Origin of the sequence: Collinsella aerofaciens (assembly GCF_020181355.1) — a bacterium.
GTDB lineage: Bacteria > Actinomycetota > Coriobacteriia > Coriobacteriales > Coriobacteriaceae > Collinsella.
Genome location: NZ_CP084004.1, coordinates 1,312,029 through 1,333,921, shown reverse-complemented (window position 1 = coordinate 1,333,921; position 21,893 = coordinate 1,312,029). Strand labels below are relative to the sequence as shown.

The following is a 21,893-nucleotide window of genomic DNA, read 5'->3' as shown; positions in this document are numbered from 1 at the left end:
AACTCAACCAAGTTAACCCCGCAGGTCGTCTAAGGGGTCAAAGTGCCGCAGATTGCCACGAAAGAGGAGCAAAGCGTACTTAAGGTACGCGAGCGACGATTGAGCGGCAAGGTGCGGTGCTTTGACCCCTTAGACCAACTTTCCTAGACAGTGATCGATCATATGCTGGATCATCTGTGCCTCAAAGCCCGCGTAGTCGCGGCGGCACTCCTTCATCTTGCCGTCGACGATCTGGTCAAAGGCAACCTTGCACTTGATGTAGCGCGTGGACTTGGTGACCTCCTCGTGCGTCAGGCAGCTCTCCTCCATCTTGCTGGCACCCAGGCCAAACACCAGACGGGGGTTGTAGAGCACATGGGGCTCGCCGGCGTCGTCCAGATAGACGCAGACCTTCTTGGTGACGCCGATCTGGTTGGCGGCCAAGCAGCCGGCATCATCGAGCGACTTGATGGTATCAATCAGATCCTGAGCGACCGACTCGTCCTCGACAGTCGCAACCTCGCAACGCTGAGACAGGATAGCCTCGTCGCGGCAGAGCTCTTTAATCATACGTTCCTCCATAGGGGTCGTTGTAACTGCTTAAGTATACGGTACCCACTCATTTTCATGCGAAAAATACCGTCCGTCTGCTACAAAGCGCCGAACATCAACATGCGAGGAACAACAGCGTCGTAAAGGGGCTATAGTGAGTGAGTTCGTGTCAATCGGCCTAAACTCGGGGCCGAACAAGGAAAGGGTATGCATGGACGAACTATTTCACGTCAGCGAGCGCAAGTCCACAATCGGGACCGAACTTCGCGCTGGACTGACAACATTCCTGGCGATGGCCTACATCATCGCCGTCAACCCCGCGGTGCTCTCGGGCGCTGGCATCGATGCGGGAGCGCTCGCCTGCGCCACCTGCCTGGGCGCCGGCATCATGACCATCTGCATGGGCATCTTCGCCAACCGCCCGCTCGCCTGCGCGTCGGGCTTAGGCGTCAACGCGATGATCGCTGGAATCGCCACCACCGTCTGCGGCGGTGACTGGCACGTGGCCATGAGCGTCATCTTCCTTGAGGGCGTCGTCATCTTGCTGCTCGTGCTTTGTGGCCTGCGCGAGGCCATCATGGACGCCATCCCCGTGGTTCTGCGCCACGCTATCTCGGTGGGCCTGGGCCTGTTCATCGCCATGATTGGCCTGTGCGATGCCGGCATTATCACCGCTGGCGCCGGTACACTCGTCGGTCTGGGCGACATCACCTCCCCCACCTTCATCGTCGGCATCATCTCCATCCTGGTGACGGTCGCCCTCGCCTGCCGCAACGTCCCCGGCTCGCTGCTCATCGGCATCGTCGTCGCCGTCATCGCCGGTATCCCCCTAGGTGTGACCCAGGCTCCGACCGGTATCATCGCCCCGCTCGACTTCTCGAGCATCGGTGGCCCCATCGCCGACGCCGGCGGCGTGCCCGCCATCGTCAAGGTCCTTACCGACCCCACGCTCCTCGTCATCTCGTTCTCGCTGCTCATGAGTGACTTCTTCGACACCATGGGCACCGCGATGGCCGTGGCCAAGCAGGGCGAGTTCCTCACCGACGACGGCAACGTCGAGAATATCAAGGAGATCCTGATCGTCGACTCCGCCGCCGCCGCTGTGGGCGGTTTCATGGGCGTCTCCTCCATCACCACCTTCGTCGAGTCCACCTCTGGCGCTGCCGACGGTGGCCGCACGGGCCTCACCTCCGTCACCACCGGCGTGCTGTTCATTCTCGCTGCGTTCTTCTCCCCCATCGTCACCATCGTTTCCAGCGCCGCCACCTGCGGCGCCCTGGTCTACGTCGGCTACCTCATGATGAGCGAGGCCTCCGAGATCGACTGGTCCGACGTGTCGCAGGGTTTCCCGGCGTTCATGATTGTCGCCGGCGTGCCCTTCACCTACTCCATCTCTGCCGGCATTGGCCTGGGCTTTATCGCCTACGTGATCGTCGCGCTCTTTAAGGGCGAGGCTTCCAAGATCAAGCCGCTCATGTGGATCGCAGCCCTTGCCTTCCTCGTCTACTTCTTCGTGGCGTAACAGCATAGTCTGCTAAAGCAAAACAACAAGGCGCGGAATCGCATCGAGCGGCTCCGCGCCTTTCTTTTAGCGTCTGCCCCCGTGCCAGCGTGCGACAATTGAGGCTGTCAATATCACAACACCGAGAGAAGCCTGCCTTGGAAGTGCATCAGAAGCAGATAACCGTTTATTCAGAGTGTGCAGAAGGCGCGCCCGTCATCTACCTCCCCGTGGTTATGGGCGACGGTAGTGAAGTCTACGAGCGCTGCCGAGAGCTCGACTGCCCGCCGTTCACCCTTGTCGCCATCGGAGGACTCGATTGGAATCGCGAGTTGAGCCCCTGGGAATGTGAGGGAACTATACGAGATGCCGAGCCCTTTGGCGGACAGGCTGCTGGTTTTCTTGACGAGTTGTTGAAGCAGATAATCCCCCAGGCCGAATCATCGCTCCCGCAACCACCCGCCTGGCGCGGCGTTGCCGGCTACTCGTTGGCGGGCCTCTTTTCGCTTTGGGCCCTCTGGCAGACCGGTACCTTTGACCGCGCCGCAAGTGCATCGGGGTCGCTGTGGTTCCCCGGCTTTATCGACTACGCGCGAGAGCGCACGATGACAGCCACGCCCGACGCCGCCTATCTGTCGCTCGGTAAAAAGGAAACCAAGACGCCCAACCGCATGATGCGGCACGTACTCGACGATACGCGTGCGATGGAAGAGCTGTTTATCGAGCATGACATTCCAACAACGCTGGAGCTCAACCCCGGCAACCACTTTGCCCAAACTGACCTGCGCATGGCGCGCGGCATCCACTGGATACTGACGCATTAAAAATGGCGTCCACGCGTACATACGCATGGATGCCATTTTTAATTTGGCTGAACGCAGCTACTATTCGGCAGTCTCCTCAAGCTCGGAAGTATCGAACTCAAAGTCATTACCGGGCAGGATGGCGTTGAGCACAATGCCCACCAGCGAGCCCACGGCAAGGCCCGAAAGCGAAATCGTCACGCCGCCCAGCTCCAGCACGATGGCACCGGCGGTACTGTAGGCAATGCCGAGCGAAAGCACGAGCACCAAAGCCGCAACCAGCACATTGCGGTTGTTCTGGAAATCAACCTGATTCTCGATAAGGTTGCGAACGCCCACGGCACTGATCATGCCGTAGAGCACGAGCGACACGCCGCCGATTACACACGCCGGCATAGCAGCGATCACAGCAGCAAACTTGGGGCAGAACGAAAGCACGATGGCGCAGCAGGCGGCAATGCGAATCACGCGCGGGTCGAACACGCGCGTCAGGGCAAGCACGCCGGTGTTCTCGCCATACGTCGTATTGGCGGGGGCGCCAAAAAGCGATGCCAAGATGGTCGCCAGGCCATCGCCGAGCAAGGTACGGTGCAGACCGGGATCGGCAATGTAATTGCGTTCGCAGGTAGAGCCAATGGCGGAGATATCGCCGATATGCTCGATCATAGTTGCAAAGGCCAGCGGCATGATGGTGATGATGGCCGTCGTGGCAAGACCGCTATCGAACTGCGGTCCAAAGAGCGCAAACACGGTGTTGTCCCACACGACGGGCAAGCCAACCCAGGGGGCAGCTGCGACGCCAGAGAAGTCGACCTCACCCAACGCAGCCGCAACGGCATAGCTCACCACCACGCCCAGCAGAATCGGCACGATCTTGACCATGCCGCGGCCCCAGATGTTGCAGATGATGATCACGGCCACAGCGATAACGGCGACAAGCCAGTTGGTCTGACAGTTGGCAATGGCAGAGCTCGCTAGGATCAGGCCGATGGAAATGACGATGGGGCCGGTCACCACCGGCGGAAAGAAGCGCATGACACGTTTGGCGCCAAATGCGCGGAACAGCGCCGCCAGCACCGGATAGAGCAGGCCGGCGCAGGCAACGCCCAGGCAAGCGTAGGGCAAAAGCTCGGCCTCGCCGTTGGGTGCAATGGCGGCATAACCCGCGATAAAGGCAAACGACGAGCCCAGAAACGCGGGCACCTTACCACGCGATAGAAAATGAAACAGCAGCGTGCCGATGCCGGCGAACAGAAGCGTCGCCGAAACGGAAAGGCCGGTGAGCACGGGCACGAGCACCGTGGCTCCGAACATCGCAAACATGTGTTGCAAACCCAACACGAACATGCGCGGGCGGCCGAGCGATGATGCATCGTAGATGGCATCGGTGACGGCGGGCGTCGAGGATTGGGACATGGAAGTCCTTTCATGATGGAAGGGCGATCAGGCATATCGGATAACCTGCCCGAACGATACGATCCGGACCATTGTACGTGATACGTCATGTCTCGCGCGCGCCGTCACCTGCAAGCGGTAGCGTTACTTCCAAACGCGCTCGGCAATGCGCTTGACCAGCGCGATCTTTGCCCACTGTTCGTCCTCGGTCAGCTTGTTGCCAATCTCGCAGCTGGCAAAGCCGCACTGGGGCGACAGGTACAGGTTCTCGAGCGGCACATACTTTGCGGCCTCGTGGATACGTTCGACGATAACGTCCTCGTCCTCAAGCTCAGCCGCCTTGGTGGTCACCAGACCCAGCACGACCTTCTTGCCGGGAGCAACGTACTTGAGCGGCTCAAAGCCACCGGCGCGTGGCGTATCGAACTCAAGGTAGAACGCGTCAACGTTCTCATGTACGAACAGGTACGGCGCAATGGGATCGTAACCACCCTCGAAGGCATACGTGGAGTGATAGTTGCCGCGGCACACGTGCGTGTTGATAACCAGATCGTCGGGCTTGCCCGCGATGGCGGCATTGTTGAGCGCCACGCCCAGCTCGCTCACCTTTTGCAGGTCAACCGGGCTCATGCCGGCCTTGGACACAAAGTCGGTATCGCAATAGATGCCCCAGGTGCAGTCATCAAATTGGATGTTGCGGCAGCCTGCTGCGTACAGGTCGGCGATCACCGTGCGATAAGCGGCCGCAATGGCGTCGGCAAGTTCCTCATCGATCTTATAGACAGCGCGCAGGCTCTCCTGCTGGCCGTCGCAGCGATCGAGCGTGACCTCAGAGAACGTCTGGATCGGCGCCGGAATGGTCTGGCGTGCGACCTGGCCCTCCCCCTCAAGCGCCTTGACGAACTTAAAATGCTCGACGAACGGGTGGTTCTCGCCGCTAATGGGACCAGTAACCACGGCGGTGTCGGCCGTCGTCTCCTCATCATGGAACATATAACCCGTGCGTGAGGTGCGGCGCTCAATGCCGTTAAGGCCCCACATAAAATCGAGGTGCCAGTAGCTGCGGCGGAACTCGCCATCGGTGATCACCTGCAGGCCGGCGGCCTTCTGCTTGGCCACCAAATCGCGAATGGCATCGTCCTCGACGGCCTTAAGGCCGGAAGCGTCGAGTTTACCCGCGACATAGGCGACACGGGCGTCCTTTACAGCCTGCGGACGAAGAAAGCTGCCGACGATATCGGCGCGAAACGGCGCGTTCGGTTGAATCGAAGTGCTCATAGATATCTCCCTTTGCATTGGTTGCTTTACCGGGACAGAGTATGAGCGCTCATATGACCATCGTAAAATATACGTTTATAACAGTTTGATATAGATGTTTCCTATATCAGTCTGGACTGTCATAAAGAGACTTGAACCGTGCGGAGCACAGCAGCCTAGATATGCTGACGAATCGCGTCGATATAGGCCCGACCGTAGCGCGTAAGCGTCGTGTTCTTGCGCGTGATGATGCCAATCTCCATGTACTCGTCCACGTCGAGCGGAATCGAGATAATGCCGGGGCCGTTGAGCTCGTGGCTGATCACGCCCGAGCATACCGTGTAGCCGTTGAGGCCCATGGCCAAATTGAACAACGTCGCACGGTCGCGCACGCGGATATTTTTGCGACGCTCGAACGTCGAGGTCAGCTCCTCGGAATAGTAAAACGAGTTGTAGCTGCCCTGCTCGTAGGACAGGAACGGGTAGTCTTCCAGATCCTCGAGCGTCACGCTGGAGCGGTCCGCCAGCGGATGGTCGGCGCAGACGAAGACATGCGGCGTGGCGCAGAAGAGTCCTTCGAACACGAGCTCGTTGGCCACCAGCATGCGCTCGATGACCTCGCGGTTGTGCTCGGACAGATATAGGATGCCCAGCTCGCTTTTCATGTGCGCGACATCCTCGATAATCTCGTGGGTCTGTTCCTCGCGCAGGGTAAAGTCGTAGCGCGCGGCATCGAACTCGCGGATCACGTCGACAAACGCGTTGACGGCAAAGGAATAATGCTGGCAGCTCACACTAAAGTGCGGCACCTGCTCGGATGCGCCCTTGTACTTGCCCTCGAGCAGGTCGGCCTGGTCGAGTACCTGGCGCGCATAGCCCAAGAAGGTCTCGCCTTCCTCGGACACAATGACGCCCTTGTTGGTGCGCTCAAAGATGTGCACACCCATCTCGTTTTCGAGATCGCGAATCGACGCGGTAATCGAAGGCTGCGACACAAAGAGCCGGCGCGAGGCCTCGGTAATGCTGCCGCATTCGGCAACTTTGACGACATATCTGAGCTGCTGGAGCTTCATGGCTGTCTCCTTAGCTGTTAGTGAGATTCGCGTCGGCAGTACCCGGCAGGCGCATAAACGGCGGCATCTCCCCCGTCGCGGCGCAGGCGGCAATCTGATGCAGGACTCCGGCGACCGCATCATCCACCGCGGCGCCGATATGCCAGCGCGCGGCAGCCGTGACGGCCTCGTTGGCATTGGCGACTGCAACGGAGTTGGGAACGGCATCGATCATGGGCAGATCGTTATCGGAATCGCCAAATACGGCCACCTCGTCGGGCGTCAGGCTCAAGGCGCGCGCCAGCTCCAGCGCAGCGCAGCCCTTGTCCCAACCATCCGGAAGGATGTCGAACAGGCGCACTCGGTTGTTGGGAAACACAAGCGAGAGTTCCGGCACCTCAACGGCAACGCGCTCGCGTAGCTCCGCGAGCTCCTCACGCGAACGGGCACTCCAGATATTCGCCTTAAACACCGGCGCGCCATCGACGACGGGACGACACGGGGCCTCTTCGCCTTTGAGCCACGCATTGCCGCCCGACTCCATAGCGCGACGCACACGCTCGGGATTGCTCGTCACGCAATAGGCATCGTTGCCCCAAAAGTCATCGCCCAGGCTGTAGACTTTTAGAAATGTATCGTCGGTCTCTTGCTCCAGATAGTCAGCCAAACGCATCAGAGCATCGTTGTCGATTGCGCGCGAAGCGACTACTTCGCCGTCGACAAACATCACCTGGCCGTTACAGAACGCACCGGTCGAAAAACACTCGGAACGGTTTTTGAACATCCAGCCCATCGCGGACGGCTGACGACCCGAAACCGGCCCAAAGTGCAGACCCGCCGCCTGCATGGCATGAACACCCTCAATGGCGTAGTCGCTGGCGCCGTCATGCCCGGCTGGAATCAGTGTATCGTCCATATCGGTCAGCACAAGTTTAATCATAAGGCCCCCATTCGTATCGGTCCTACCTATTGTAACGACCTGCCAAAATAAACCTGTCCCTTTTTGGCAGGTGCGCTAGTATAGGGAACAACAGATTCGATGCGGGAGTGCCGGCGGTGCAAACCACAAGGCTGAGAGGGCATGGGGCCCAATCCTTTGAACCTGTCAGTTAATGCTGGCGTAGGGAGCATGCCGCCTTTACAGGGGCGCTGTCTATGCACAGCGCCCCTTTTCTATGCCAAGGAGGCATGTGCAGTGATTGATTCGGAACAGCTTAAGCAACATATGGTCAAGGCCGTAGAGGAAATTCGCGCCACCAATCCGATGGCCGGCTCCATCACCAACACGGTGACGATCGACTTTGTCGCCAACGCACAGCTCGCCGTGGGCGGATCGGCCGCCATGGTCTATCTGCCCGACGAGGGCGAAGCGCTCGTTGCCGGCGGCGGCGCCATCTATCTCAACATGGGCACGCTCTTCCCTATCTACGAGCAGACGATTCCCCGCGCGGCGAAGGCGGCACACGACGCCGGCAAGCCCTGGGTGCTCGATCCGGTGGGCCTGGGTATCGGCAGCCTGCGCACCCAGCTGGTAAACGAGCTCAAGCAGTACAAGCCCGCCATCGTGCGCGGCAACGCCTCCGAGATTATCGCACTCGCCGGCCTGTGGGGTCTTGAGGGCGAGGCGGCTGATCTGAGCCGCGTGCGTGGTGTCGATACCACCGACACGGTCGACGCCGCCCGCGATGCCGCCGTGGCGCTCGCTCGCCACACCGGTGGCGCCGTTGTGGTCTCGGGCGAAGTCGACCTAATCACCGACGGCACGACGGTGGCCAAGTCTCACGGCGGCAGCCCGCTCATGTCCAAGATCACCGGCTGCGGCTGCTCGCAGGGCGGCGTGCTGGCCGTGTATGCCTGCGCCGCCGACCCGTTTACGGCAGCCGTCTGCGGCACCGCCGTCTACAACGTGGCCGGTACGCGTGCCGCCGCTGTCGCCGACGCCCCGGCAAGCTTTAAGGTCGCCTTTATCGACGAGCTCTACCGCGCAACCGCCCAAGACATCGCCGATAACCGACTCGAGCTCGAGGAGGCATAGGCCATGTCCGAGCCCGCAACCAATGCCGGCATGAACACGCTCGTCGCCGTGGCCATCGCCCCGTGCGGCACCGGCGATGAGCTATCCGCCGAGGTCGCCGAGGTCGTGCGTGTCATTCGCGAGAGCGGCCTGCCCAACCGCACCACCTCCATGTTCACCGAGATCGAGGGCGACTGGGACGAGGTCATGCAGGTCGTGCGCGACGCAACCTTTGTGTTGGCGAGCAAGGGCATCCGCACCGAAGTCGTGCTCAAAGCCGATATTCGACCCGGATTTACCGACACCATGACCGGCAAACTCGAGCGCATGGAAGCACAGATCAAAAAGCAGGAGGAAGCACGATGAGCATCCGCGACAACCTTGATATCTCGGCCTATCTGGTACTCGGCCCCGAAAACACGCTCGGGCGCCCCGTGGGCGATGTGGTGGCCCAGGCGCTCGACGCCGGCTTTACCTGCATCCAGGTGCGCTCCAAGGTGGCAAGCGCCCGCGAGATCATTGCGCTGACCGGCGACGCCGCGCAGGCAATCGCTCAGGCCGGCAAGACCGGTCAGGTCGCCTTGCTGATCGACGACCGTCTGGACTGTGTGCTTGCCGCGCGCGAGCAGGGTATTGCTGTCGACGGCGTGCACGTGGGCCAAAGCGATATTCCCGTCGAGGTCTGTCGCAAGTTGCTGGGCCCCGACGCCATCGTGGGCCTTTCGGCCCGTTGCGAGGAGATGCTCAAGTACGTCAAGACCGCCGATATGAGTTTGGTCGACTACCTTGGCATCGGCCCACTCCACGAGACCGAGACCAAGCGCGACTGCGGACGCGCGGCCGACGGCTCTATCATCACCAAGAGCTTTGAGGACCTGGCCGCGCTCCATGCGGCAAGCCCCGTGCCCATCGTGGTGGGCGGCGGCGTCAAGACGGCCGACCTTCCGCAGCTCAAGGCTACCGGCGTCGACGGCTTCTTTGTGGTGAGTGCCGTCTGCAGCGCCGATGACCCCTACGCCGCGGCCAAGGAGCTCGTAGACACCTGGCAGCAGGCATAGGCATAAGCCGAGCAGTTGCTCCGCGGCCCCATAACTTCAGCAATGGAAAACGCATCCCAGTTTGGACGTCCATTCTGGGATGCGCTTTCCGCTGAGCACGCGGCAGTTTGCCCTACTCTGCCAGATATGCCTCCAGTGCCGGCAAGGTCGCCTCCGCATCGCGGCGACCAATCTGGTAGATGCGTTCAAGTTCATCGGGCTCGCGACACAGCGACGGCACCTTCACCGATTCGCTCGGCCGCACCACAAAGATCTCGCCGGCAGCCTCGCGACGTGCCAGGTCATCGAGCGTGGTATTGTAGACCTCATGCCGATGCTCAAGCGCTGCGACAAACTCCGGATAGTGACGGAACACGCGTCGCAGCATGGGCATCACGCTGTTGGGCTGCTTCACAAAGCCCGCTGGCTGCGTGAGTACCACGATATTGCGGTCATACCCCTGCGCAAACAGCCATGCGCTGGGAATAGAATCAGCCACGCCACCATCCAGATACTTATGCCCGTCAATAGCAACGGGACGCGTCGCCACGGGAATTGCCGACGACGCCCGGATCCACTCGATATCGCGCTCGTCGCCATACGGCAGATCGTGATAGACGGCCTTGCCCGTCTCGATATCGGTACACACGCACGTAAACCGCATGGGGCAGGCGCGATATGTCTCCAAATCGATGGGATCGCGCTCGATGGGCACCTCGTGATAGGCAAAATCGGCATTGAACATGTCGCCGGTTCGCAACCAGCTCGTCACGCTCGCATAGCGCTTATCGGCACAATAGGCTTTGTTGTAGCGAATGGCGCGGCCGATCTGGCGCGATTTAAAGTTGTAGCCAAACGCCGCGCCCGCCGAGACACCCACCATATGGTCGCAAGTCAAACCGTGCTCCATCCAAACGTCGAGCACGCCCGCCGTATACATACCGCGGTAGCCGCCTCCCTCGAGCGCAAGCCCCACCGTGTGTGATGTCTCCGGCTGTGTCATGCAACCATCTCCGTTCCCATGCTTTTGAACTCAACAAGTATATCTGTCAACGTATGCCGTCAAAAACGTGTTTATAAGCATTTATCGAACGTTTCCCAATGCATTCCCCATGCCGTACCGCAATGCCCCTAGATGGCCTTAGGCATGAACGCCCTTAAGAACGTTGCGGGATAAACATCGCCCGCACCATGCCGACGTCATCGCACGCAACGTGAGATAATTCTCAGCAGAATTCACCGATAGCAGAGGGAGTTTGTGATGAAGGTTCTTTTAGTCAACGGTAGCCCCAAGGCAAACGGCAACACTGCCCGCGCACTCGCCGAGATCGCAGAGCAGCTCAATGCCGAAGGCATTGATACCGAGGTGTTTCAGCTAGGCGCCAAGCCCATTCGCGATTGCATCGGTTGCGGTCAGTGCGGCAAGCTTGGCGGACGCTGCACCTTTGACGACGACGTGGTGAACGAGCTCATCGCTGCCGCCGAGCAGGCAGACGGCTTTGTCTTTGGCTCGCCCGTCTACTACGCGCATCCCAGCGGACGCATCCTTTCGGCCCTCGATCGCGCCTTCTATGCCGGCAGCAAGGCCTTTGCACACAAGCCGGGCGCTGCCGTCGCTGTCGCCCGTCGCGGCGGCACGTCAACGACCTTCGACGTACTCAACAAGTACTTCACCATCAACCAGATGCCCGTGGTTGCCTCCACGTACTGGAACAACGTGTTTGGCGCCATGCCGGGCGAGGCCGCCCAAGACGCCGAGGGCCTGGCCACCATGCGCAACATCGGCAAGAACATGGCCTGGCTCCTGCATTGTATCGAGGCAGGACAGGCCGCCGGCATCGAAGCCCCCGAAGCCGATCGCGAGCGCACCAACTTTATCAGGTAGAACGGCGGAACAAAATGATTCAGATTTTTGGCACCAAGAAGTCCTTCGACACCAAGAAGGCGCAGCGTTATTTTAAGGAGCGCCGCATTAAGGTGCAGTTTATTGACCTTAAGGAAAAGGAGATGAGCAAGGGCGAGCTCACGAGCGTGATGCAGGCGGTCGGCGGTATCGACAAGCTGCTCAACCCCAAGGCCAAGGACGAGGAGACGCGCGCGCTCATTCAGCATCTCACCCCCAGTCAGCGCTTCGACAAGCTGCTCGAGAACCAGCAGCTTCTAGCCGAGCCCATCGTGCGCAACGGCAAAAAGGCCACCGTCGGTTATTGCCCCGATGTATGGGGAGCCTGGGAGTAGCTTGTGTTATTTGCCGGCGCGTGGGTATAAGAGCAGGCGTTTGGCATAAGATTCAACTGTAAGCCATGTCTAACAAAGGAGGGCACATGCCCAACAAACCCGTGAAGATCATCATGCTTACCGGATACCTCGGTGCCGGCAAGACCACGCTGCTCAACCACATCCTCGCTAACGACGGCGGCATCCGCGCCGCCGTGATCGTCAACGATATCGGCGAGATCAACGTCGACGCCAGCCTTATCGCCGACGGCGGCCTTTCCGAGACCGATGACCTCATCCCGCTCACCAACGGCTGCATCTGCTGCACGCTTTCGGACGACCTGGCCAACCAGCTGCAGGGCATCGCCGATTCGGGCAACTTCGACTACATCATCATCGAGGCATCGGGCATTTGCGAGCCTATCCCCATCGCCTACACCATCTCGAGCTTCTGCGACGAGGCCAAGGTGGGCGGCGAGCCCAAGCTCGCGCTCGACAACATCGTGGCCGTGGTCGATTGCGCCCGCATGTACGACGAGTTCAACGGCGGTCGCGACCTGCTGGCCGAGGATATCGACGAGGACGACATCGAAAGCCTACTCATCCAGCAGATCGAATTCTGCTCCACGCTGATCCTCAACAAGACCGATACCGTGACGCCCGAGCAGATCGCCGAGCTCAAGGCCATCGTGCGCAGCCTGCAGAAGGACGCCGTGATTGTCGAGGCCCAAAACGGCGAGGTCCCCATGGAGGAGCTGCTCGACACCGACCGCTTCGACTTTATGCGCGCCTACAACTCCGCCGCCTGGATCGAGGCCATGGAGCATCCCGAGGAGCACGACGACCCCGAGGTGCTCGAGTACGACATCGAGACCTTTGTGTACTCGCGCCGCAAGCCGTTTGACCTGCAGAAGTTCACCAATTTTGTTGAGCAGGAGTGGCCCGACGAGGTCATCCGCGTCAAGGGTCCGCTGTGGCAGACCGGCGATCCGGACATGTGCTACATGTTTGAGCAGGCCGGCCACCAGATGCGCCTGATGGAGAACGGCCTGTTTGTCGATTCGGCGCCCGAGGGCGAGAAGCAGAAGATCATCGACGAGAACCCCGAAATCATGCAGATTTGGGACGACGAGACGGGAGACCGCATGACAAGCCTGTGCATCATCGGCCGTCACATGGACAAGGACGCGCTCATCGCCTCCCTCGATGCCTGCCTGACCGACTGGCACCGCGCCTAGGTTTATTCAAGCGGGCATTTTCCGCCTACGTAGCCGCCAAACCACCACGAAGGTGCTCTTCGTGGTGGTTTTTCGTTCTGAGCCAAGGAGATTCATGTTCAACATTGTGCTGTATGCGCCCGAGATTCCGGCCAATACGGGCAATATCGGCCGCACCTGCGTGGTTGCCGGCGCCCGCCTGCATCTGGTGGAGCCGCTGGGGTTTTCACTCGACGACAAGACAGTACGTCGCGCCGGCCTGGGCTACTGGCAAAACTTGGACGTGACCACCTATGCCGGCTGGGAGGATTTCCTTGCGCGCAACGGTCTCTCCCCTGCCGACGAACGCCTGCATCTGCTGACCAAAAAGGCACGCCGCACCTATGCGCAGAGTACCTACCGCGATGGTGACTACTTGGTCTTTGGCAGCGAGAGCTCGGGCATTCCCGAGCCACTGCTTGCCGTGGCGCCCGAGCGCTGCGAGCGCATCCCGATGCTGCGCGATTGCGACTCACTCGATAACGCCGAGGCTTGGGAAGCTCACGAGGAATCGCTGGGGCATACCGAGGACAGCCACGAGACCATCCTTCAACAGGACATCTGCGGCAACTTCGTTAACCCCGACGACTACCGCATCAGCGCGCTCAACCTCTCCAACAGCGCCGCCATCGTCCTCTACGAGGCCCTACGCCAGGCAGGCTTTCCGGGAATGTGACAAAGGGACTATCCTTTTGCCACATTCGAGCGCCACGTCGATGGCACACACGCCTAATTGATGCTCTAGATAAAGGCCCTCACTTTTAATCAGAATTAACTAAAGTAAAATGAAGTTAAACGGCGGTGTGAAAGGAGAGCCGTGTGAAATATCTCGAGAACCCGTTTACCCCCAGTTTTGGTGAGGTTCCTGCCCATCTCGCTGGCAGACAACAGATTATTCGGGATTTGGACCGCGCCTTCTTGAGCCAGCGCAGGCGCCCAGAATTGACCTCGATCTTCTCAGGCGCGCGTGGAACCGGTAAAACCGCTCTCATGTCATCGCTCGCGACAAGGGCGGAATCCCACGGCTGGATAGCCGTAAAGACGACCGCGCTCCCGGGAATGCTTGAGGAAATCGAGTTCGGGACGAAACGCGCCGCAGCCCATCTCATCGACTCGTCCTACCACTTCGAAGTCACCGGCCTCGGAATTGCACCGCTCGGCAGCATCGAGGTCAATCGCGTTCACGATGCCTCAACCTGGCGTTATCGCATGAGCGATATCATCGACCAGCTCAACGGGGCCGGTACCGGTCTGCTCGTCACGGTTGACGAGGTGGACCCGACACTCGACGAGATGATTCAGCTCGCAGCGACGTATCAGCACTTTGTGACCGATGGGAAACGCGTCGCCCTGCTCATGGCGGGACTTCCCAACAATGTCTCGACGTTGCTGAACCACAAGACGGTCTCGTTCCTTCGCCGCGCCCAACAATATCATCTGGGTCGCATTGCCGACTATGACGTGCGCGAGGCCTTGATTCGCACAATCCAGGAAAACGATCGCCTGGCAGATGCCGAGGGAATCGATTGAGCCGTTCGCTCGATCTCTGGTTTTCCCTTCCTATTGCAACTCGTAGGCTACCGTGCCTGGGATCTCACAAGCGATTCGAAGGAAATCTCGTCACGCGACTTTGACCTGGGAATCAAAATCGCGCGCGACGAGATGGACGACCGAATCCTCGCGGCAACCTATCGGGAACTCACTGCAGAGGACAAGCGATTCCTCATCGCCATGCTCGATGACGAAGAAGAGTCCACCACCGCCGACCTTATCGAGCGCCTTAAGCGTTCGCCGCAGCAGGTCTCCCGCTACCGACGCCGCATGATAGATGCCGGCATCATCGGAGAACGAGGACGAGGGCTCGTCGCATTTGAATTGCCATTCTTCCGCGACTATCTCGCGGCTCAATGCGTGAAATAGAAATCAATGTGACAAAGAGGCAGTCCCTTTGTCACATTGCCTATAGGTAGCGACCGGTAATGCTCTTGGAGCAGGCCGCGATGTCGCCCGGCGTGCCGGCGCAGACGATTTGCCCGCCCGCGTCGCCACCGCCCGGGCCCATGTCGATTACGTAATCGGCGTTACGGATAAGGTCGAGGTCATGCTCGATCACGACAACTGTGGCGCCCTTGGCAACGAGGCCGTCAAACACACTCAGCAACACCTGAACATCGAGCGGATGCAGGCCAATCGTGGGCTCGTCGAATACGAATACGGCATCATCCTGCACGCGGCCCATCTCGCTCGCGAGCTTGAGGCGCTGAGCCTCACCGCCCGAAAGCGCCGGCGTTGGCTCGCCAAGCGTGAGATAACCCAAACCCAGGTCGTGCAAGGTCTGCAAGCGCGCTTGAACTTTCTTAAGTCCCACCGTGGCGTCGAGGGCTTCGTCCACACTCATGTCCATAAGCTGCGGCAACGTAAGCAGGCTCCCGTCCTTGCCCTCGCGATGGATATGCGAAGCCGTGTCTGCATAACGTGAGCCGCGACATGCCGGGCAGACGATCTCGACATCGGGCAAAAACTGCACGTCGAGCGATATCGAGCCCGTGCCATCGCACGTAGGGCAGCGCAAGGCGCCAGTGTTGTAGCTAAAGGCACCCGCCTTGTAGCCGGCTGCCTTGGCCTCGGGCGTACGGGCGAAAGCGCGGCGCAGCTCATCATGGATGTCGGCATAAGTCGCCACCGTCGAGCGCACGTTGGCGCCGATAGGCGTAGCGTCAATCAGGTTTGCGCGGGCAATGCCTTCGGCATCGATCCAACGCACATGTTTTGGCAAGCGCTCGCCGGCTGCCTGCGCCTTGAGTGCCGGGATGAGCGTCTCGAGCACCAACGTCGTCTTGCCCGAACCCGAAACGCCCGTCACCGCGACAAGGCGACCGCGCGGGATATCGACTTCGAGCGGCTTGACGGTATGGATGGCATCGGTTGCCATGCGGATGTGACCCTGGTCGAACATTTCGTCGTCAGTCACCTGCGGGCGCAAGCGCTTGGGGTCTGCGCGCAAAAACGGGGCGATGCGGCTGCCCTGCGATTGTTCGACCTCGTCCACCGTACCCGCAGCGATCACATTACCGCCGCCTGCTCCGGCAACGGGGCCCATCTCGACCAGATAGTCGGCTTCCGCCAGCACACGTGTATCGTGGTCGACAACAACCACGGTGTTGCCGTCATCCACCAGATCGCGCATCACGCCTACCAGACCGTCGACATTTGCCGGATGCAAGCCAATCGAGGGCTCGTCCAGCACATAAAGCACGCCCGTCGATCGGTTGCGCACCACACGGGCGAGCTGCACACGCTGGCGCTCACCCGTGGAGAGCGTGGCACCGGCGCGGTCGAGCGAAAGATAATCGAGACCCAGGTCGACCAGACGACGGGCCGCGCTCAAAAACGATTCGCAGATATCCGTCGCCATGGGTTGCATCTCGGCCGGCAAGGATGCGGGCACCCCGCGCACCCACTCAATCGCCTCGCCCAATGTCATGGCCGCCGCCTGCGCCAGATTGATACCGCGCACCTGGGGCTGGCACGCAGCCTCGGAGAGACGCGTGCCGCCGCAGTCACGGCATGGCCCCTCGCGTAAAAAGCGCGCAACGCGCTTGAGGCCCTTGTCGTCCTTAACCTTGGCGAGTGCATTCTCGACGGTATAGACGGCGTTGTAATAGGTAAAGTCGAGCGGCGTGGCGCCCTCGCCGTTTTTGGGAACGTAAAGAATGTGCTTCTTAACCGCCGGGCCGTGGAACACGATATCGCGCTCTTGAGGCGTGAGCTGGTTAAACGGCACGTCGGTGCGCACGCCCATCTCGCCGGCTACCTGCTTCATCAGATCCCACATGAGCGTACCCCAGGGAAGCACCGCGCCTTCGTTGATGGTCTTTGACTCGTCGGGCACCAGGCTCGCCTCGTCCACCTCGCGCATGACACCGGTGCCGCCACAGGTGGGGCATGCACCGCCGCTATTGAAAGCCAAATCCTCGGCACCCGGCGCGTAGAACTCGCGGCCGCATGCGGGGCACGTGAGCGACAGGCCCGCAGCCACATTAAGGCTCGGCTCCACACGCGCCCCGCAATGCGGGCACACGTGATGGGCACAGCGGCTAAAGAGCAGACGCAGGCTGTTGTTGAGCTCGGTCATGGTGCCAAAGGTGGAACGCACGCCCGGCACGCTGGGGCGCTGATGCAATGCGAGCGCCGCCGGCACGTGCAGTACCTCGTCCACCTGGGCGTGTTCGGCCTGCGTTAGGCGACGTCGAGTATAGGTGCTGAGTGCTTCCAAGTAGCGACGCGAGCCCTCAGCATAAAGAACCCCCAGCGCCAGCGAACTCTTGCCCGAACCCGATACGCCGGCAATACCCACGAGCTTTCCCAGCGGAATGTCGATACCGATGTCCTTGAGGTTATGGACGCGCGCGCCACGTACCTCGATAGCCTGCGGGCTCATCTTCTGTTCCGTCACCTTTATCACCCTACTCATGCCATAAAACTCGATCGCGAATGTACGCGCCCAGCATGGGCACGGTAAACCGGACGAGGCCGTATCCGGCAGCTTCGATGACGCGCTCGCGAATCAGGCTTGCGCGATATTTACTCGCCCAGCTCTGGGTACGCTCGCAGCGCTCAATGATATCCGCCATGCGCGTCGGTTTGCCCTCGTCAACCGCCATGGCCTCGATAAAGAGGCGCTGTGGACTGCGCAGCCCGTAATACAGAGGCGCGTCAACCGCTTCGTAGAACTCGGAGACGGCATCCGCATGGCCATCCTCGACATCGCGCCTTTCGATGACCTGCGAGCTACGCCGGACAGCAGACCGCCACATGTAATAGCCCACCAGCTGAACCATATAGGGATGCCCCATGCTCTTGCGCGCCGCAAGGTCCGCCGTCTCCGCGTCAACGTAAAGACCAGCATCTTTGACCGCCTGGATATATGAATCACGCACCTTGGGCAAGGATATCGCCCCCAGCGTACGCTGCTGGGCACGCCGCAAAAACGTCACGCTCGGCTCTTCGAGCAGGTCGTCAACCATACTGGGTAAGCCGGCGAACACCAGCGCAAGACCACGCTGCTCGCTATCGGGCAAGCCCGTGGCATCCTGGTCTCCGAGCACCTGCTGATAGAGAACGGCAAGGGCCGCCAGCTCCTCGATAGACGCCGATTGCGCCTCGTCAATCGCAAACAGTATGCCTTTGCCTGGACCGAGCTTCTTGAGGCGCTCGTTGACCAGCCCTCGCAACATCTCGCCCTTTGCCCGCGCCGCCTCGACTGACATCCGACCAAACGACGGACCGAACTCCATTGACGTCACAACGGGTTTATTCGAGCGAAGCGCGTCGGCCAATCGGTCGCATAAGCCAAGCGAAGCGGAATCGGAGACAACCGCCCATCCGCGCTCGCTAGCTAAACGCTGCAGCTCCCGCAGGAGAACCGTCTTGCCGCAGCCGCGGTTTCCCGTAATGAGCATGAGCCTACCCGGCGCTCCGGCGCCGTTATCGAGCCCTTCCTCGAAATCTTCGATGACCGACTCGCGACCGATGAGTATCGGAGGCCGCTTGCCAGCCGTGGGCTTAAAGGGATTTGGATTCATGTCGGCCTCCTCGGATTGGCAAACCCTGGAAATAGTTATACCAACTTATACCGAGTTATACCAATAGCATGTGACAAAGGAACTGTCCCTTTGTCACATGTGGCCGAAAAACTCGGCGTCTGCTGCTCGCCAGGGGCGGAAGGTGGCGGGATCGATCTTTACGTGCGCCGCGGCGGGTACGTCGTACCATTTGACCGTGTAACCGGCGCCGTGAGAGCAAAAGACCGAGTCGGGCGTGTTGGGCAGATCGGCTTCTGGCTCATAGGCGGCCGTCTCGATGACGCGCTCGGCATCATGGCAAGCCGCATAGCCGGCAAACTCTAGATACAGATGTCCGCGACCACTCGTGTAGGCAGCCACCTCCAGCGCGTAATCCTGCACTTCGGATGCCGGCACGCGACCCACAAGCTTCGCCCGGTCTCCCGCCATCGTCGGCGGCTCGTACTCGGCACCCATACGCGTGGCATCCGAGAGCGCCCGGCCCACGCACTCCCCCGGCACCTCGAGCTCAAAGCGATACCACGGCTCCAACAGTACCGCCGCGCCGGCCTCACGCGCCTGCATGAGCCCCTGACGAATCGCGCGGTACGTGGCCTGGCGAAAATCGCCGCCCTCGGTGTGTTTGGCATGCGCGCGGCCGCCCGTGAGCGTAATGCACACATCGGTGATGGGCGAGCCGGTCAGCGCGCCCAGGTGATCGCGCTCCATGGCGTTGGTGAGTGCCAAACGCTGCCAGTTAAGATCGAGCTCGTCGGTCGAGGTCACGGTGCCAAACTGCACGCCCGAACCCGCTGGCAACGGCTCCAGGCGTAGATGCACCTCGGCATAGTGGCGCAGTGGCTCAAAGTGGCCCACGCCCTCGACCGGCTGCGAAATAGTCTCCTTATAGAGAATGCCGCCGGGCTCAAACGCAATCGAAAGGCCAAAGCGATCGCCCAGCACCCGCTGCACGACCTCGAGTTGCACGGCGCCCATCAACTGCAAATGAATCTGCTCAAGATGCGTATTCCAGCTTACGCCGAGCATGGGATCCTCGTCCGCCAACTCAGTCAGCGCTTTGAACACCGCGTGGACATCGTGTTCGCCCGGAAGCACCGTATAGGTGAGGACCGGCGCAATGACGGGCGCATCGCCCGCAGGCTCCGCGCCCAGGGCATCCCCCGGGCGAACGTGCGCAAGACCCGTCACGGCACAAATACCGCCAGCAGCAACTTCTTGGGCAAGCTCATACTTCTCGCCGTTATAGATGCGTACCTGATCGACCTTTTGCTCCCATGCCTCGGCACCGGAACGTCCGTCAATCATCTGCTTGGCATGCAGTGTGCCGCCGGTTACTTTAAGCCATGCCAAGCGCTCGCCGCGATCCCCGCGGCTGACACGATAGACGCGCGCGGCAAACTCCGGGAGCCACGCCTGTTCACGCATCAGCGCGCATATGCCATCCAGCAGCTCGTCCACGCCTTGGTCCTTGAGCGCCGAGCCGGCAAAGCAGGGAAAGAGCTTGCGCTCGGCAACCATGCGCGACAGCGTTGCGACAGAAAGCTCGCCCGCTTCAAGAAACTCCTCGAGCGCCGCCTCGTCCAACGCAGCAGCGTCCTCCTGAACGGCGCCGCCCGCCAGCAGTTCGTTGGCATCCAGGCAGCCTTCGGAAAGACGCTGCCCGAGCTGTGCCAGCAAAATATCGCGACCGGGATTCTCCAAATCAATTTTGTTGATAAAGATGAACGTCGGAATGTCATAGCGCGCAAGCAGGCGCCACAGAGTTTCGGTATGCCCCTGCACGCCATCGTTGGCACCCACAACCAAAATCGCGTAGTCCAGCGCGCGCAATGTGCGCTCCGCCTCGGCAGAAAAATCGACATGCCCCGGCGCATCCACGAGCATGACGTGGGTATCGCCATGATCGAGTACGGCCTGCGACGAGAAGATCGTAATGCCGCGCTCGCGCTCGATCGCGTTAGTGTCCAGATGCGAATCGCCATCGTCCACGCGGCCGCGCTTGCGGATGCGACCCGCGTTGAACAGCATGGCCTCGGCCAACGTGGTCTTGCCGGCATCGACATGCGCCAAGATTCCAACGACCGCTTGCTTCGACATGGCTCTCCTCTTATTGCAAGCCCATCGCACGCGGCAACGGGCGTTCACGCTCCACACTGGATGATACAATTTACGGGCCGGCGGGCGAAGCGGGCCCTATCCCCCGACCGAGCTCATCGCCCCGCGTTGCCGCGCGGCGATTTTCGTAGGTTCGCGCCTTGCGAAAGCCGGCTTGCAAATCAGCGCAGCGAACGAAAATGGCCCCGCCCGGGCCATTTTCGTTCGTGCGAATTGTTGACACGCGCCCCTGCTTTTACGCCTCGCGCAGCCAATCGAACGCGACACGCGCCGTGCCGTCGGACACATAGACGATACCGGCGCGCTCAAAGCCAGCCTTTAAGATGGCACCCTGCATGGGCAGGTTGTCCTGATGCGTGTCGATGCGCAGGTGATCGGCACGCTCCTTGGCAAAGGCAAACATCGCAGCCGCGATACCGTGCACGGTGCCGTCGGATGCCACACGGTGCAGCACGGCGTACGGAGCGTCGCTACGCCATTGACCGTCCTCAATTGCGTCATAGCACTCGTCCGGACCCGGCAAAAAGGCAAACGTCGCCACCACGCGGCCGTCGACTTCGCACACATAGCTGCCACCGGCGGCGATATCGGCAGCCAGCTGCTCGGCAGAAGGCGTGCCCTCGGGCCACTGCGTGGCGTTGCCATGCGCGCGCATAAAGGCGCGGGCCGTGTCATAGATAGCCATGACGGCGGGAATGTCGGTATCGAGGGTTTTTCTGATCATCACGCGGCGACCTCACGTTTATTGGTATCACTTTGATTGGGCAATGATACCAGCGTCTGGAGAGGGGCACGAAGCAGATGGGAAGCAAAAAGCGAGCCGCCTGGTCAAAAGCAAAAAGCGAGTTTTTGAGCACTGCCACCGGCGGCGATATGAGCGACCTGTTTGCACGCGAGGACGAGCGCCGCGACGCCCTGGACGCCGAGCGCGATGAGGCCTGGCGCTACAAATCGTGCGAGCGCAAAAACCGTTACGACACGCGCGCCGAGGCCGAGGCAGTTATGGCCGACTGCGAAAGCCGCGGGCGGCGCGGTTTGGCCTGCTACAAATGCGAATACTGCGGTGGATGGCACCTGACGTCGCACCCTTGGAAATAGGCGCCGCATCGGCACGGCATTGACGGAGCGCC

22 protein-coding genes and 1 riboswitch are annotated in these 21,893 nt (G+C 60.6%); of the genes, 12 read left to right on the top strand and 10 right to left on the bottom strand.

Annotated elements, in window-relative coordinates:
• Positions 1-129: 129 nt before the first annotated feature.
• Positions 130-549, bottom strand: coding sequence for a peptide deformylase (locus LCQ44_RS05735; protein ID WP_196025965.1), 420 nt, complete (start codon positions 547-549; stop codon positions 130-132).
• A 193-nt stretch (positions 550-742) separates the two neighbouring features.
• Between LCQ44_RS05735 and LCQ44_RS05730 the strand changes: the two genes are divergently transcribed.
• On the top strand, positions 743-2,053 hold the full coding sequence (locus LCQ44_RS05730) for an NCS2 family permease (RefSeq protein WP_225093310.1): 1,311 nt from the start codon (positions 743-745) through the stop codon (positions 2,051-2,053).
• 143 nt (positions 2,054-2,196) lie between these two features.
• Complete coding sequence (locus LCQ44_RS05725; protein WP_225094240.1) at positions 2,197-2,856, top strand: alpha/beta hydrolase; 660 nt, start codon at positions 2,197-2,199, stop codon at positions 2,854-2,856.
• Positions 2,857-2,916: 60 nt separating this feature from the next.
• Here LCQ44_RS05725 and LCQ44_RS05720 read toward each other — a convergent pair whose 3' ends face one another.
• The 4 genes from LCQ44_RS05720 to LCQ44_RS05705 form a co-directional block, all read right to left on the bottom strand.
• On the bottom strand, positions 2,917-4,251 hold the full coding sequence (locus LCQ44_RS05720) for a uracil-xanthine permease family protein (protein WP_161160389.1): 1,335 nt from the start codon (positions 4,249-4,251) through the stop codon (positions 2,917-2,919).
• Positions 4,252-4,374: 123 nt separating this feature from the next.
• The gene (locus LCQ44_RS05715) at positions 4,375-5,508 is read right to left on the bottom strand and encodes a 5-methyltetrahydropteroyltriglutamate--homocysteine S-methyltransferase (protein WP_225093309.1); all 1,134 of its coding nucleotides are present in this window, start codon (positions 5,506-5,508) and stop codon (positions 4,375-4,377) included.
• Between the two features lie 155 nt (positions 5,509-5,663).
• On the bottom strand, positions 5,664-6,560 hold the full coding sequence (locus tag LCQ44_RS05710) for a LysR family transcriptional regulator (protein WP_055286633.1): 897 nt from the start codon (positions 6,558-6,560) through the stop codon (positions 5,664-5,666).
• A 10-nt stretch (positions 6,561-6,570) separates the two neighbouring features.
• Positions 6,571-7,479 (bottom strand): HAD-IIB family hydrolase, encoded by a 909-nt coding sequence (locus tag LCQ44_RS05705; RefSeq protein ID WP_225093308.1) that lies wholly within the window; start codon positions 7,477-7,479, stop codon positions 6,571-6,573.
• Positions 7,480-7,572: 93 nt separating this feature from the next.
• A riboswitch (TPP riboswitch) is annotated at positions 7,573-7,683 on the top strand.
• 51 nt (positions 7,684-7,734) lie between these two features.
• On the opposite strand from LCQ44_RS05705, the gene thiM reads away from it, so the two are divergent.
• From thiM to LCQ44_RS05690, 3 genes are read left to right on the top strand one after another with little or no spacing between them, the layout of a single operon-like run.
• Positions 7,735-8,574, top strand: a complete 840-nt coding sequence (thiM, locus tag LCQ44_RS05700) for a hydroxyethylthiazole kinase (protein WP_055310018.1) — start codon at positions 7,735-7,737, stop codon at positions 8,572-8,574.
• A 3-nt stretch (positions 8,575-8,577) separates the two neighbouring features.
• Positions 8,578-8,919, top strand: coding sequence for a thiamine-binding protein (locus LCQ44_RS05695; RefSeq protein ID WP_225093307.1), 342 nt, complete (start codon positions 8,578-8,580; stop codon positions 8,917-8,919).
• Positions 8,916-9,611: a thiamine phosphate synthase gene (locus LCQ44_RS05690; RefSeq protein ID WP_225093306.1), complete on the top strand. Its 696-nt coding sequence runs from the start codon at positions 8,916-8,918 to the stop codon at positions 9,609-9,611. Before LCQ44_RS05695 ends, LCQ44_RS05690 begins: the two co-directional genes overlap by 4 nt.
• Before the next feature lie 112 nt (positions 9,612-9,723).
• Here the strand turns inward: LCQ44_RS05690 and LCQ44_RS05685 are convergent, their stop codons facing one another.
• Positions 9,724-10,593: a patatin-like phospholipase family protein gene (locus LCQ44_RS05685; RefSeq protein WP_225093305.1), complete on the bottom strand. Its 870-nt coding sequence runs from the start codon at positions 10,591-10,593 to the stop codon at positions 9,724-9,726.
• A 258-nt stretch (positions 10,594-10,851) separates the two neighbouring features.
• On the opposite strand from LCQ44_RS05685, the gene LCQ44_RS05680 reads away from it, so the two are divergent.
• From LCQ44_RS05680 to LCQ44_RS05655, 6 genes are all read left to right on the top strand, one after another.
• Positions 10,852-11,475 carry a flavodoxin family protein gene (locus LCQ44_RS05680; protein WP_225093304.1) on the top strand — a complete coding sequence of 208 codons (624 nt, stop codon included), beginning with the start codon at positions 10,852-10,854 and terminating at the stop codon, positions 11,473-11,475.
• Between the two features lie 14 nt (positions 11,476-11,489).
• Entirely contained in the window at positions 11,490-11,828 is a 339-nt protein-coding gene (locus tag LCQ44_RS05675) for an arsenate reductase family protein (RefSeq protein WP_225093303.1), read from the top strand.
• Positions 11,829-11,914: 86 nt separating this feature from the next.
• On the top strand, positions 11,915-13,045 hold the full coding sequence (locus LCQ44_RS05670) for a GTP-binding protein (RefSeq protein WP_138341106.1): 1,131 nt from the start codon (positions 11,915-11,917) through the stop codon (positions 13,043-13,045).
• Positions 13,046-13,139: 94 nt separating this feature from the next.
• Positions 13,140-13,739 (top strand): tRNA (cytidine(34)-2'-O)-methyltransferase, encoded by a 600-nt coding sequence (locus tag LCQ44_RS05665; RefSeq protein ID WP_225093302.1) that lies wholly within the window; start codon positions 13,140-13,142, stop codon positions 13,737-13,739.
• 314 nt (positions 13,740-14,053) lie between these two features.
• Complete coding sequence (locus LCQ44_RS05660) at positions 14,054-14,593, top strand: hypothetical protein (RefSeq protein ID WP_225093301.1); 540 nt, start codon at positions 14,054-14,056, stop codon at positions 14,591-14,593.
• Positions 14,594-14,626: 33 nt separating this feature from the next.
• On the top strand, positions 14,627-14,983 hold the full coding sequence (locus tag LCQ44_RS05655; protein WP_225093300.1) for a winged helix-turn-helix transcriptional regulator: 357 nt from the start codon (positions 14,627-14,629) through the stop codon (positions 14,981-14,983).
• Positions 14,984-15,023: 40 nt separating this feature from the next.
• Here LCQ44_RS05655 and LCQ44_RS05650 read toward each other — a convergent pair whose 3' ends face one another.
• The 4 genes from LCQ44_RS05650 to LCQ44_RS05635 all read right to left on the bottom strand — a co-directional run bounded on the left by LCQ44_RS05650 (position 15,024) and on the right by LCQ44_RS05635 (position 21,487).
• Entirely contained in the window at positions 15,024-17,519 is a 2,496-nt protein-coding gene (locus LCQ44_RS05650) for an excinuclease ABC subunit UvrA (RefSeq protein ID WP_225093299.1), read from the bottom strand.
• Between the two features lie 10 nt (positions 17,520-17,529).
• Positions 17,530-18,648, bottom strand: a complete 1,119-nt coding sequence (locus tag LCQ44_RS05645) for an AAA family ATPase (RefSeq protein WP_225093298.1) — start codon at positions 18,646-18,648, stop codon at positions 17,530-17,532.
• Positions 18,649-18,741: 93 nt separating this feature from the next.
• The gene (locus LCQ44_RS05640) at positions 18,742-20,745 is read right to left on the bottom strand and encodes a GTP-binding protein (RefSeq protein ID WP_225093297.1); all 2,004 of its coding nucleotides are present in this window, start codon (positions 20,743-20,745) and stop codon (positions 18,742-18,744) included.
• 253 nt (positions 20,746-20,998) lie between these two features.
• Complete coding sequence (locus LCQ44_RS05635) at positions 20,999-21,487, bottom strand: GNAT family N-acetyltransferase (RefSeq protein ID WP_225093296.1); 489 nt, start codon at positions 21,485-21,487, stop codon at positions 20,999-21,001.
• Between the two features lie 125 nt (positions 21,488-21,612).
• Between LCQ44_RS05635 and LCQ44_RS05630 the strand changes: the two genes are divergently transcribed.
• A complete protein-coding gene (locus LCQ44_RS05630) occupies positions 21,613-21,861 on the top strand; it encodes a hypothetical protein (protein WP_225093295.1) in 249 nt (82 codons plus the stop codon).
• Positions 21,862-21,893 lie beyond the last annotated feature (32 nt).

Bases quoted from the DNA above. Each gene is read 5' to 3' on its own strand.
- LCQ44_RS05680 (WP_225093304.1), top strand. From the start codon at position 10,852: ATGAAGGTTCTTTTAGTCAACGGTAGCCCCAAGGCAAACGGCAACACT.
- LCQ44_RS05710 (WP_055286633.1), bottom strand. From the start codon at position 6,560: ATGAAGCTCCAGCAGCTCAGATATGTCGTCAAAGTTGCCGAATGCGGC.
- LCQ44_RS05670 (WP_138341106.1), top strand. From the start codon at position 11,915: ATGCCCAACAAACCCGTGAAGATCATCATGCTTACCGGATACCTCGGT.
- LCQ44_RS05720 (WP_161160389.1), bottom strand. From the start codon at position 4,251: ATGTCCCAATCCTCGACGCCCGCCGTCACCGATGCCATCTACGATGCA.
- LCQ44_RS05685 (WP_225093305.1), bottom strand. From the start codon at position 10,593: ATGACACAGCCGGAGACATCACACACGGTGGGGCTTGCGCTCGAGGGA.
- LCQ44_RS05645 (WP_225093298.1), bottom strand. From the start codon at position 18,648: ATGAATCCAAATCCCTTTAAGCCCACGGCTGGCAAGCGGCCTCCGATA.
- LCQ44_RS05660 (WP_225093301.1), top strand. From the start codon at position 14,054: ATGTCATCGCTCGCGACAAGGGCGGAATCCCACGGCTGGATAGCCGTA.
- LCQ44_RS05690 (WP_225093306.1), top strand. From the start codon at position 8,916: ATGAGCATCCGCGACAACCTTGATATCTCGGCCTATCTGGTACTCGGC.
- LCQ44_RS05635 (WP_225093296.1), bottom strand. From the start codon at position 21,487: ATGATCAGAAAAACCCTCGATACCGACATTCCCGCCGTCATGGCTATC.
- LCQ44_RS05675 (WP_225093303.1), top strand. From the start codon at position 11,490: ATGATTCAGATTTTTGGCACCAAGAAGTCCTTCGACACCAAGAAGGCG.
- LCQ44_RS05705 (WP_225093308.1), bottom strand. From the start codon at position 7,479: ATGATTAAACTTGTGCTGACCGATATGGACGATACACTGATTCCAGCC.
- LCQ44_RS05695 (WP_225093307.1), top strand. From the start codon at position 8,578: ATGTCCGAGCCCGCAACCAATGCCGGCATGAACACGCTCGTCGCCGTG.
- LCQ44_RS05640 (WP_225093297.1), bottom strand. From the start codon at position 20,745: ATGTCGAAGCAAGCGGTCGTTGGAATCTTGGCGCATGTCGATGCCGGC.
- LCQ44_RS05665 (WP_225093302.1), top strand. From the start codon at position 13,140: ATGTTCAACATTGTGCTGTATGCGCCCGAGATTCCGGCCAATACGGGC.
- LCQ44_RS05715 (WP_225093309.1), bottom strand. From the start codon at position 5,508: ATGAGCACTTCGATTCAACCGAACGCGCCGTTTCGCGCCGATATCGTC.
- LCQ44_RS05735 (WP_196025965.1), bottom strand. From the start codon at position 549: ATGATTAAAGAGCTCTGCCGCGACGAGGCTATCCTGTCTCAGCGTTGC.
- LCQ44_RS05730 (WP_225093310.1), top strand. From the start codon at position 743: ATGGACGAACTATTTCACGTCAGCGAGCGCAAGTCCACAATCGGGACC.